The following is an 11,936-nucleotide window of genomic DNA, read 5'->3' as shown; positions in this document are numbered from 1 at the left end:
AGGGGGCTGACATTAGGTATAGCTTTGCGGGCTACCTAGTTCACCAACGCATGCTGCACCGCGCCCACCGTCGCCGCCAAGCTGTTCAGATGCAGCCCCAACACCCGCTCCACGGGTGCCTGGTCCACCGGCCAGTGCAAGGCGATGCTCCCGGCCAACCTCCCTTCTGCCCGCACCGGCAAGGCAATGGCCCGGATCAGAAACGGTAAACGCACGGGATATTCCCAATGGCCTTCCGTGCGCTGACCAAAGCCGTTAAGGGCGTCCGTTTCGATACCGTGCTGCCAGGCTTCATCGCTTTGGCGCTCTTGCGCGGCCAGGCGTTGCACCTCCTCCGCCGCCAGTTCTTTGAGGCACGCGCGGCCCATGGCCGAGTGAAACAGGCTGGCATGCTGCCCAACGATCTGGCAGTTGGTCGGGTAGCGTTTGCGCAGCACCTGCGGAATGGCGCTTTCCATCACTTCCAGCCGCTGGCCATCGAAGCAGGACAGGTCCACCACCAACCCGGTGCGTTCGCTCAGCTCCAGCAGCAACGGTGCAGCCCGCTCCACCAGCTGGCGCTTGAAGCGCTGCTGGCGGTCGCCAAACAGGCGGCGAGCACACAAGCGGTAGCGGCGGTCGCTGAGGCCACGGTAAACCCAGCCCTGCTCCTGCAGTGTCGCCAGCATGCGCGACACCGTCGCCTTGGGCAGGTGGGTGAGGTAATGCAGCTCCTCCAGCCCCAGGGCCTGGTGCTCACCGAGCAGTTCGACAATCTCCAGGGCCCGCTCCACCGAGCGCACGCCACCGCCTTCTGCCGTTGTACCCATGGGTTTGACCTCCCTGTCTGTGCGTGGATGGTCATCATGCCCAGCAAGATACGGGCCTGCCCAGCGCTTTACTGCGTTTGCAGGCATGCCGGGGCGCAACGCTGCACCCAGCGGGTCAGTTGCTCATGGGCGTAGGCCAGTTGCAACACGGCGTGGTCGGCTTGCGCCGGGCCTATGATTTGCAGGCCCATCGGCAGCCCGGCGGCGTTGAAACCCACCGGCACGCTGATGCTGGGCAAGCCGGCCAGTGTCGGGCCGACCACCACCTCCATCCAGCGGTGATAGGTGTCCATGCTGCGCCCACCCACCACCTGTGGCCACGGCTGCTGTGCGTCGAAAGGGAACACTTGGGCCGACGGCAACAGCAGGAAATCGTAACGCTGGAACAGGCTGTTCAACGCCTGGTACCACGCACTGCGGTCCACCGAAGCCTGGTACACATCCGCCGCACGCAACTGCAGGCCGCCCTCCACCTCCCACTGCGCCTCGGGCTTGAGCAGCGCGCGCTTTGCCGGGTCGGCATAGACCGCGCCGAGGTTGCCATGCACCAGGAAGTGGCGGTGCGTGAGCCAACATTGCCACAGCCTTGCCAGGTCGAAGCCCGGCTGGCACGCCTCGACTTCGCAGCCGAGTTCCGCAAAATCGGCCAGCGCCGTTTCACACAGCGCCAATACGCCGTCCTCCATGGGCAGGTAGCCGTTGTAGTCGCCCAGCCAGCCAATACGCGCGCCTTTGAAGTCACGCTGCAGGCCAGCGGCAAAGTCTGGCTGGCCATCGTTGAGCGACAGCGGCGCCCGCGCGTCGTACCCGGCCTGCACCGTCAGCAGCCGGGCGACGTCCGTCACGCTGCGGCCCATCGGCCCTTCGGTGGCCAGTTGCTGCACAAACAGCTCCGGCGCCGGCCCATACGGCACACGGCCTTGGGACGGGCGCAGGCCGTACACGTTGTTGAACGCCGCCGGGTTACGCAGCGACCCCATCATGTCGCTGCCGTCGGCCACCGGCAGCAGGCGCATGGCCAGTGCAGCCGCCGCGCCGCCGCTGCTGCCACCGGCCACCCGGCTGTGGTCGTAGGCGTTGGTGGTGGTGCCGAACAACGGGTTGTAGCTTTGCGACCCGAGCCCGAATTCCGGCACGTTGCTTTTGCCCACGATGAGTGCCCCGCTGGCCCGCACACGGGCCACGCTGATGGCATCGTGCGCCGGCACGTGTTCGGCAAACAGCGGCGAACCCAGCGTGGTGCGTAGCCCGGCCGTGGCGGCCAGGTCCTTGATCGCCTGGGGCATGCCATGCATCCAGCCCCGCGACTGGCCCGCCGCCAGCTCGCGGTCACACACCTCGGCCTCGGCCAGCAGCACGCCTTGGTCGCGCAGCGACACCAGCGCATTCACCTGCGGGTTGAACCGTTCGATGTGCGCCAGGTAGGCCTGCATCACCTCCCGGCACGACACGTCACGGGCATGGATGGCCTGTGACAACGCCTCGGCATCCAGGGCAACGATCGGGTCGATGGCTAATGGCTTCACGGTTTTACTCCAAGGTTGAAGGCGCCGGCCTTGCCGGCACGCGGCGCCTCTTTCAGGCAATAGGTGCCCAGCAGCGTCAGCAGGCAGGCGAACAGTACGTAGAACGAGGGCGCCACCGGGGTGCCGAGCACTTTGCTCAGCCAGGTGACGATCAGCGGGGCAAAGCCGCCGAACACCATCACCGCCACGTTATAGGCCACCGACACACCGGTGGAGCGCACCTCCACCGGGAACTGCTCGGCCAGCGCAGTGGGTGCCGGGCCAAAGAAGCCACCAATGGCCGTGCACAGCAGCAGTTGCATCACCAGCAGCCGCTCAATGGACGGCGCGGCAGCCACCCACACATACAGCGGGTAAACCATCACGAAAAACGCCAAGGTGAAGGCCATCAGCACCGGCCGACGGCCCAGCTTGTCCGACAGCGCCCCGGCAAAGGGGATGACCACGGTCATCAGGCCCACCGCCAGCATTTGCACCAGCAGCACCTGGTCCAGCGGCAGGCCGAGGTTTTTGTGGGCAAAGGTCGGCATGTTCACCAGCACCACGTAGAACGACACCGTTGCGCCACAGGCCAGCCCCATCGACACCAGCAGGCTGCGCCGGTGCTCACGCAGCACCTGCAGCAGGCCCGGTGCCTGGCCTTTGGCCTGGGCGCGCGCTTCCAGAAACTCTTCGGGCTCTTCCATGTGCTTGCGAATCCACAGCCCCACCGGGCCGATCAGCAAGCCGATCACGAACGGAATACGCCAGCCCCAACTGTCCAGCGCCTCGGGGCTGCACAGGTGGGTGACCAGCGCGACCATGCCCGCCCCCGAAAACACCGCCAGGCACTGCCCCACCAACTGCCACGAGCCGTACAGGCCCTTGCGGTGTGCCGGTGCGCTTTCCACCAGAAACGCCGTGGCACTGGCGTACTCACCGCCCGTGGCAAAGCCCTGTAGCATGCGCGCCACCACGATCAGCAGCGGCGCGCCCATGCCGATGGCCAGGTAATTCGGGGCAAAGGCGATCATGGCGATGGACACCGTCATCAGCCGGATGATCATCTGCATGGCCGCCTTGCGGCCCTTGCGGTCGGAGTACATGCCCAGCAACACCCCGCCCACCGGGCGCATGAAAAAGCCCACGCCAAAGGTGGCCAGGGCCATCAGCAGCGATGCGTACTCGTCGTCGGAAGGGAAAAACTGGCGGGCGATGATGCTGGCCAGAAAGCCGTACACGATAAAGTCATACCACTCCAGCGCGTTGCCGATGACCGCCGCGACCACTTGCCGGGTACGCGACGCGCCTGTGTGTGCAATCTGCATGGGGAATTCTCCACAAACCTGTTGAGTGATCGCCCAGGCGCGAGTGCGCCCGGGGCCTGGCGGCAGTCGTGAATGAAGAACTCAGGCCGGCTTGAGCCAGCTCTCGGTCAGCGCGCCCCAGTAGGCGGCGCCGGTCAGCAGGATGTCGTCGTTGAAGTCATAGGCGGGGTTGTGCACCATCGGCCGCTGCACACCATTGCCGATGAACAGGTACGCGCCGGGGCAGCGCTGCAGCATCCAGGCAAAGTCCTCGCTGCCCATCAGCTTGCGGGTGTTGCCGTCCACCGCGTCGGCGCCCAGCAGTTCGACACCCACTTGGTGGGCAAAGGCATTTTCCGCCGCGTGGTTGACCAGCACCGGGTAGGCCGGGCGGTGTTCGATGGTGGCGGTGCAGCCAAAGCTTTCGGCCTGCTGGGTGATGATGGCCCGCACGCGTTCCAGCGTTTGCGCCCGCACCTTGGCGTCCAGCGCACGCAGGCTCAGGCGCAGCAGCGCCTGCTGCGGGATCACGTTCGCCGCCTCACCGGCCAGCAGCGCGCCCACGGTCACCACCGCTGCTTCCTGCGCATCGATGTTGCGCGCCACCACCGTTTGCAGCGCCATTACCACACTGGCCGCCGCCACCAGCGGGTCGACGGTCAGGTGCGGCATCGAGCCATGGCCGCCAACACCTTCGATGGTGACCGTCAGCAAATCTTGGGAGGCCATCATCGGCCCCTCACGGAACCCCAAATGGCCTGCGGGCAAGCCCGGCATGTTGTGCATGCCGAACAGCGCATCACACGGGAAGCGCTCCAGCAACCCATCGACCAGCATCGCCTCGGCCCCACCCTGCCCCTCTTCGGCCGGCTGGAAGATCAGCGTCAGCGTGCCATCAAACTGCCGTGTTGCCGCGAGGTAACGCGCCGCCCCCAGCAGCATGGTGGTGTGCCCGTCGTGGCCACAGGCGTGCATGCACCCCTGGTGGCGGCTGCTATAGGCAGCGCCGGTTGCCTCGTGGATCGGCAACGCGTCCATGTCGGCGCGCAGGCCCAGCTTGCGCGGGCTGCTGCCATTGCGCAGTACGCCGACCACACCGGTTTTGCCGATGCCGGTGTGCACTTCGTAGCCCCACTTTTGCAGCAGCGTGGCCACCAGGGCCGAGGTGCGGCTTTCTTCAAAACCGAGTTCAGGGTGGGCGTGGATATCGTGGCGGATGGCGTGCAGGTCGCTGGCCACGTCGTTGAGCCAGGCCAGGATGTGCTGATGGTGCTGCATGTGGAATCTCCTCGCGCGGGTGGTCCCGTTCTTGTTGTTCGCTGTGAGATCACGACGGGTAAGGCAGGTCGTGCTTGGCCACAGATAAACGCGAGTGGCGAGGGAGTACAAACGAATGTGGTTCCGCAGTGTGGAACCGAATTTGCGATGGCTAGCGGAAATGGTTGAACAGGCCGTAGGCGCAGGCCATCGCCCACAGGATCAGGATGATCATGGAAATGCTCCGGCCCTCGTAGATGTGGCTCCAGGGCACTACGTGTTTGAGCAGGTCGGGCGGTGCGTTTTTCAGGTAGCGGTGGCGCAGGATGAAGTAGACCGCGCTGATGACCGGGTAGATGAACATCGCCAGGAGTATGGCGTGGGTGCCTGCCAATAGCGCGAGGAACGCGGGGGTGAAGAGGTAGGCGCATTTTACCCAGAAGTCCATTTCCACGAGGTGGTCGTGGACGGCGCCGCCGGGGTGTTTGGGTTTGGTGGGGCGTTTGGTCGTCCTTGGGGGCATGGGGATCCTTGGTTAAATTGAATCTGTGGCGTGGCCGAGTTTGGAGGTAGCCTACAACGAACAGGCCGAGCCCTTAAGGGCTTGACGCGCAATCGGGGGGAATGGTTGAAACCCAAGCGTGTTGGATCGATGCATAATCAGGTGTTCAGGCATTAATGACGGCCGACGTTCGCGAGCGCTTCAGATGCTTCAACGGAAAATGTGCAAGTCCTGAGCGCTCAGAATGTGCCAAAAGAGATTGACAGTGATGAAACGCGACGAAATCATCAAAAGGCTGGAAACGCTAAAAGCCATTTATCATCAGGAGCGCTGCTACAACTTCGATGGCGGGATAGACTCGATTATCAACAAACTCCAAGCCTCATCCACTCAAGCGGGCAAAGCCTGGGAAGAGGCAGCTGCCACGTATAGAGCCTTGGCAGGTACGAAATGCGGGTTCTCGGATGTTTATGTTGACGCTGGGAGCGCAGCCGAGCGGGTTGCGGCTAATATCGAGCTTGATGAGATCCGGCAATTGCTATGGGATACTTTCAAAAGGATTTGAGCCAAGGAGCTCCGCCATGGCATAGGCATGTGGAGGCCCGGAACGAGGTCGTTATCTTGGCCGAAACTGATTGGCCAGACTTTCGTCTCAGCCGATCATCTACAAGATTTTAAGATCAATATTTTGCTCATCAAAAATCAACATTTCAGATACAGCGGATCGCAAGAGAGCTGAAACACTAATTATAGACTCCATCTTCTTGAGCTCTTTCTATAAACATATCCTGCAAATCCCCTTGAATTTCCTCGCCATTGAAAGTTACTTGAATTTCACCTTCAAAATTATCAGGAAAATGAACACCATCCAGGGTGCCGAGCAAAACAGATGCAGTGTCCGCTATAACTACCCGAAGAAAATTTACAACATCCATCTTTTGATCATCACTCAAAAGCGCTAGCGAGCTCCGCGCTCTGGCATATGGATCCGTTTCGCCATTAACTGGCTTTGTGAGTGAGTTCTTGTACTGCACGAAATTATTTTCGAAAAGCTCTGAAAATATCGCATCCACGAATTTTCTATCAGTCATAAAATACACTCCTGTCTTAACATTTCTGGGATATTCTGCCTAGGCGGTTCTTCACGTAGTATCTACAGCCCTTGCCGTGAACCCACTTATGCTCCGAGCTTTTTTCGATCGAATTGCCTCACGGGTCGTAGCGGTTTTCATGATCGCGCCACTGCTTGATCCGGTTGTCCTTGACCTTGTCAAACTGCCGCGCGTTGAAGTCCAGACGATTCGCTGCCGGGTCGTAGCGCAATTCTTCACTGCCGATCAATGAGCCGGTATCGCGGCTGCGCAGCTGGCCATTGGCTTCGTAGTCGTACTTGATCTCCCCGCGCAGCTTGTCCAGCGTGCGGACGAGTTCACCGGCTGGGTCGTAATGGTAACGTCGGTGAATCGGGTAATATGCATGCTCCACCAGCAACGACGTGTTGATGCCGGTGTTGTGCACCTGCGACAGCTTGTCGGCGGGCAGCGTTGACGCAAACTGCCACGCCTTGCGGCACATGGCGTCATAGCCGAAGCGACTGGTGAGCTTGCCCTGCTAGTGGCACATACCGTCGCGCTCCATGTCGCTGATTGCCTGATCATCCAGTTTCAGTGTGACCAGATTTCTGAGAGTCATCAGTTATCACGCCTTAGCAAACAAATTCGATTTTACTTCCATCAAATATAGCCCGCAATGCATTTCGCAGGTAAGCAATATGCGCATGTTGGCATAGAGTTTGATTATTAAACTTAGCACAAGTAGTCACCCCTCCAAAATGACCAACAAACTCTGGCTTCACGTCAACCCTCAATCCATTTTCATCTAACAAAACTTTCTTAATGGCGCCCGCCATTTCATACTGTGCATCTGCAGTCTGAAACCCTATACCATCATCAACAGTTAAATTATCCTCATCATCCAAGCGGGTAATGATCATATAATTGCGAGGATCGACAGGGTCATCGCCAACAGCAACAACGAGCACCCCATCTTCTTCGTAACATTTTATGCTAGAAGCTTCGAAAACATTCATAGAACCCTCAATTTTAACTACATCCAGACCCAGATATTTTTTGTGTCTTCTTGGCTTTACCGTTCCAAACTTCAGTTGACGCGCCATCACTCGACGGCCACCTGTACTCTACATCGGCGCCGGTCGCGCCTTTAAACGCGTTCATCTTGCCCTTGCAACTGTTGCACGGCGGATATTCACCTTCAATAACTAGCCTATCGCCTGGCACTGCTTGTGGACTCAACTCTCGGGTTATCCTCGCCTCTGTGTGGGTAGCAAGAGTGCTCTTGGGGAAGCCAAGTGCTGCCTCATCGGGTGTCATGTTACCACTTTGCCAAATGCCAGTTGCTTTTACATTACCGTTGCTATCATACAGTGTAGCAATAGCATTATGCGTTCCCTTGCCTGAGCCAAAGGAAAGCCCCAGTGGGTCTATGTAGGCAGTTGGATTTAGCGCATACTGATATAGATTTGCTCCGCCAGTCAGACCGATTGGATCTTGCGTATCGAAACGCCCCACCTCGGGATTGTAGTAACGGAAAGTGTTGTAGTGAAGCCCGGTTTCGCCATCCAAGTATTGCCCTTGGAAGCGCAAATTCTGCTCGACCTCTCGAACAGCCAAACTCTCAATCGCCCCCCACGACCGATACGTCGCCTGCCAAACGATACTGCCCTCGCTGTCGGTCAGCTCCAGCGGCGTCCCAATCTGATCCGTATGGAAGTAGTAGATCTTCTGCCCTTCCCCTTCCGATTGATCCAGTCGGGCCAACGGCGAATAGCTCCCCGGCTCGTACAAGTACAAAATACTCTGCCCGGGCGTCTCTTCCCGCAGCATCCGCAGCCCCTGCCACAGGAAGCGCTTCTGCTCGACCTGCCCGTTTCTCTCAACGTGCTTGGCCACCCGCCGCCCGAGGCTGTCATAGCGGTAATGGCCGGTACTCTCCAGCTTCCCCATCACCCACGTCTCGGCCTGCACCAGCCGGTTCTCGCAGTCATAGCGGAAATGCTGCAGCTTGCTGTGCCCCGACCTTTTCTCGATCAGGTTGCCCCACGGGTCGTAGCGGTATTCCTGATCCCGCCACTGCTTGATCCGGTTGTCCTTGACCTTGTCAAACTGCCGCGCGTTGAAGTCCAGCCGGTTGGCCGCTGCGTCGTAGCGGAATTCTTCACTACCGATCAATGAGCCGGTATCACGGCTGCGCAGCTGGCCGTTGGCTTCATAGTCGTACTTGATCTCGCCACGCAGCTTGTCCAGCGTGCGTACCAATTCCCCGGCCGGGTCGTACTGGTAACGGCGGTGAATCGGGTTATACGCATGCTCCACCAGCAACGAAGTGTTGATCCCGGTGTTGTGCACCTGCGACAGCTTGTCGGCCGGCAACGTTGAAGCAAACTGCCACGCCTTGCGCCCCATGGCGTCGTAACCGAAGCAACTGGTGAGCTTGCCCTGCGTGCGGTACACCTCACGGTGCAGGTCGTCGCGCTCCATGTCGCTGATCACCTGGCCGTCCACGTTCAGCTGGTGCAGGTGGCCACTGCCGTAGTACAGGTGGTTGACCTTGCGGCCGTCCGGCAGGGTCAGCGTGGTCAGGTTGCTGAGTGGGTCATATTCGTACTTCAGGACGCCGTCGGGGGTGATTTCCTCGGTCAAGCGTCCGAGCACGTCGTAGGTGTATTGGAGCGTTTCTTCGGTAATACCCAGTTGCTTGGCCGTACCGGTGGGCTGCCGGTGGATGCTCAGCAGGCGGTCGGCAACGTCGTACTGGAAATCCTGACGGCCATCCTGGTTGAGTTTGGCGACCAAGCGGCCGATGGGGTCGCGCTCGAAATCGGTACTGCGCTCCGGCCGTTCGGCATTTTCGCCGTAGCCGATTTCGTCCAATCGGGTCAGGTTGTCCACCCGCATTTCTTCGCTCAGCCGGTCGGAGGCGTCATAGGCAAAGCGGTAGGCCGCGTTGTTTTCGTTGACCAGCGCGGTCAGGCGGATGGCCTTGTCGTACTCGTAGCGTACCCGCTGGCCCTTGGCGTCCTGGCGGCTGCTCGGCAGGCCGCGGGCGGTGCGCAGCAGGCGGGTGGTCTGGCCTTTGCCGTCGGTGTGGCTGAGCACCTGGCCGTAGACGTTGTAGCTGAAGGTTTCCGCCGTGCCGTCCGGATGGCTGATGCGCAACACTTCGCCGTCGGGTTTGCGCTCCAGCGTGGTGGTCTGGTTTAGCGCGTCGGTGACGGCGACCAAATGCTGGCGGTCGTCGTAGCGGTAGTACGTGCTTTTGCCGGAACAGTCCTGGTAGCGCTCGACCTGGGCCAGGGTGTTCCACCACAGGTACTTGGACTTGTAGGTAGCGTCGATGATGGTGTGCGGCAGGCCGTCGTCGCTGTTGAGGTACTCGGTCATCTGGCCGAGGGCGTCGGTTTCGGCCAGCAGGTTGCCTTTGTCGTCGTAGCTCGCCTGCCAAGTGCTGCCGCCCGGGTAGGTGACCTGGGTCACCAGCGTGGTCAGGTGGTGGTACTCATAGGCGATCTTGCGCCCGAGCGGGTCGGTCTCTTCGAGCAGGCGGGCGAACTCGTCGTACTTGAATTGCAGGCGGTTGCCGTCCGGCAGGGCCAGGCCGACCATGTTGCCCTGCTCGTCCAACTCGATGGCGTAGCGTTCGCCGCCGTAATCGCGGCTGGCGATCACGCGGTGGTCGGCGTTGTACTGCACGTGCAGTTCGCGGCCGAGCACGTCGGTGGCCCAGCTGGTGCGCGCGTCCAGGTCGTAGCGGAAGTGGTAATGCTCACCGTCGCTGGTCCAGTGCTCGACCACCCGGGGCTTGTCGCCGAGGGTTTCCCAGCGGTAGTGGCAGCCCAGGCCCAGTGCGTTGCTGTGGCTGAGCATCAGGCCTTCGGCGTAGCTGAAGCTGCGCACGGTGTCGCCGTTGCGGTTGATCACCGCGTTCAGTTGGCCGTGTTCGTCGTAGCGGTACTGGGTGAGTGTTTCGACGGCCTGGTCGTCGACCACGCGTTTGATTTCGGTCAGGCGGCCCAATGGGTGGTCGTAGTGCAGGTGCACACGGGTGCCACCGGTGGCGCTGATGTCGGTCAGCGTGCCCTTTGCCGTGCGGGTGAAGTGCAGGAAATGGCCGAGGGCGTTTTCGATGCGCTGCAGCGGCACGTCGGTGTTGGTGTCGGGCACTTCGCCGAAGTAGAAGAACAGGTTGTCGAGGGTTTGCAGCAGGTAGTGGCCGCCCTCGGTGCACACCAGGTACACCTGCTCGTGCGGGTTGTAGATGCGCTCGCCCGGTTGCAGGGTCACGAACGGGACTTCACGCCCCTGGTTGTCGGTGAGATAGATGAATGCACCCTGGCGGCGCAGGCTCTGCTCCCAGGGCAATACCCAGCCTTGGCCGAGCACGCTGTTTACTGTCAGGTCGCTGGCGTAGAAGCGTGACCACTCGATGGGCATCAGGCCGGGCAGGCTGAAGTCGATTTCATCGGGGATCAGTTTGCGCCCGGTGGTGAGGTCGACCGGGTTGCCGACCAAATCGCAGGTAGCGTCATGCACTCATAGGAGGAGAAGTCGCAACCTATGAGTCAGAAAAAAATGTCAGAGCTGGCCCCATTTAAACATCAACGGAGCCAGAGGCAATCGAAATTATTAAAGAACGGACCTAAGTACGGAGCTACATATTAAAATGCTCTTTCACATCCTCATCCCCCATTGGGGAGTAATCTGGATAATCACCTTTACTCCCAATCAAATTCGTCTCATCATCGAAGATATCAACAAGCCTTACATTATTGGCAACACCGTATACAAATCGCACAGACTCATCGCTCGGTGGTTGATAATCCAGATCATGAGCGACAATCCTCCAATCACCTTCAGCTTTACGATCGAAAAGCGAATACGAGTCCAAAATAACAGGTTCACCCATTCGACTAAAGGAAAGTGATTTAACGACAGGACGGCTGAGTTTTTGTTCAAAAATCTCTGCCACATGACCAAGACTATTTCTTGTCATGATACGACCTACACCAAATTTTTGGCCACTCAGTGCAAAGCAGAAAATGTCCCCACTTCGTATTTTCTTCAGACTTGTCTTAATTTTTTTGTCCCACTCATACACCTCAAACGTACTCATCCACAACCTCCTTTCAACGCTTTTGTCTTACTGTTGAAGTTATTTTCAAAATTAGCTTGGCGAGCTGGAGCTCTCGTCGTATTCGCGTGATCGTAAGAGTTAATTTTGTTCCCTCTATTTTTGCGCGAAATTTCCTCCCCAATCACGCCTGTTTTTGTTTCATAGTGTTCGATGTAGGCCTGTTCAAAACCTCGCGCTTCCCCATAGGTAATATTTTTATCGAGAGGCACCATTTTTGCGCCCGGACTTAACCTCCCCGTTCCTGCATGTTCGCCCCTACGACGGGAGAGGTCATCAGTGATCCCCACATAGTATGGTTTATCAGCACCTTTATCGAACAACCCATAAACATTGTACCCGGAGGTTA

General features: G+C 59.4%; 10 protein-coding genes and 1 pseudogene. 1 reads left to right on the top strand and 10 read right to left on the bottom strand.

Annotated features, from left to right (window positions below):
* Nucleotides 1-35 precede the first annotated feature (35 nt).
* From PVV54_RS11965 to PVV54_RS11945, 5 genes are all read right to left on the bottom strand, one after another.
* On the bottom strand, nucleotides 36-809 hold the full coding sequence (locus PVV54_RS11965) for an IclR family transcriptional regulator (protein WP_274910136.1): 774 nt from the start codon (nucleotides 807-809) through the stop codon (nucleotides 36-38).
* 68 nt (nucleotides 810-877) lie between these two features.
* Entirely contained in the window at nucleotides 878-2,335 is a 1,458-nt protein-coding gene (locus PVV54_RS11960) for an amidase (protein ID WP_274910135.1), read from the bottom strand.
* Nucleotides 2,332-3,642 carry a citrate-proton symporter gene (locus PVV54_RS11955; protein ID WP_274910134.1) on the bottom strand — a complete coding sequence of 437 codons (1,311 nt, stop codon included), beginning with the start codon at nucleotides 3,640-3,642 and terminating at the stop codon, nucleotides 2,332-2,334. The genes PVV54_RS11960 and PVV54_RS11955 overlap by 4 nt, the downstream gene beginning before the upstream one ends.
* Before the next feature lie 81 nt (nucleotides 3,643-3,723).
* The gene (locus PVV54_RS11950; protein WP_274910133.1) at nucleotides 3,724-4,899 is read right to left on the bottom strand and encodes a M20 aminoacylase family protein; all 1,176 of its coding nucleotides are present in this window, start codon (nucleotides 4,897-4,899) and stop codon (nucleotides 3,724-3,726) included.
* 151 nt (nucleotides 4,900-5,050) lie between these two features.
* On the bottom strand, nucleotides 5,051-5,401 hold the full coding sequence (locus PVV54_RS11945) for a hypothetical protein (RefSeq protein ID WP_274910132.1): 351 nt from the start codon (nucleotides 5,399-5,401) through the stop codon (nucleotides 5,051-5,053).
* 247 nt (nucleotides 5,402-5,648) lie between these two features.
* Between PVV54_RS11945 and PVV54_RS11940 the strand changes: the two genes are divergently transcribed.
* The gene (locus PVV54_RS11940; protein WP_274910131.1) at nucleotides 5,649-5,945 is read left to right on the top strand and encodes a hypothetical protein; all 297 of its coding nucleotides are present in this window, start codon (nucleotides 5,649-5,651) and stop codon (nucleotides 5,943-5,945) included.
* A gap of 178 nt (nucleotides 5,946-6,123) precedes the next feature.
* On the opposite strand, the gene PVV54_RS11935 is transcribed toward PVV54_RS11940, so the two are convergent.
* The 5 genes and pseudogenes from PVV54_RS11935 to PVV54_RS11915 form a co-directional block, all read right to left on the bottom strand.
* Entirely contained in the window at nucleotides 6,124-6,471 is a 348-nt protein-coding gene (locus tag PVV54_RS11935) for a hypothetical protein (protein ID WP_274910130.1), read from the bottom strand.
* A 34-nt stretch (nucleotides 6,472-6,505) separates the two neighbouring features.
* Nucleotides 6,506-7,060, bottom strand: a pseudogene (locus PVV54_RS11930) (type IV secretion protein Rhs); the annotation flags it as partial.
* A 25-nt stretch (nucleotides 7,061-7,085) separates the two neighbouring features.
* Entirely contained in the window at nucleotides 7,086-7,469 is a 384-nt protein-coding gene (locus tag PVV54_RS11925; protein WP_274910129.1) for a hypothetical protein, read from the bottom strand.
* 13 nt (nucleotides 7,470-7,482) lie between these two features.
* Complete coding sequence (locus tag PVV54_RS11920; protein WP_274910128.1) at nucleotides 7,483-10,989, bottom strand: RHS repeat-associated core domain-containing protein; 3,507 nt, start codon at nucleotides 10,987-10,989, stop codon at nucleotides 7,483-7,485.
* 118 nt (nucleotides 10,990-11,107) lie between these two features.
* Nucleotides 11,108-11,569, bottom strand: coding sequence for a phosphotriesterase (locus PVV54_RS11915; protein ID WP_274910127.1), 462 nt, complete (start codon nucleotides 11,567-11,569; stop codon nucleotides 11,108-11,110).
* Between the last annotated feature and the right edge of the window lie 367 nt (nucleotides 11,570-11,936).

Origin of the sequence: Pseudomonas sp. PSKL.D1, from assembly GCF_028898945.1 — a bacterium.
Classification (GTDB): Bacteria; Pseudomonadota; Gammaproteobacteria; order Pseudomonadales; family Pseudomonadaceae; genus Aquipseudomonas.
The sequence above is the reverse complement of the archived record's forward strand: the minus strand, read 5'-3'. Positions and strand labels throughout refer to the sequence as shown.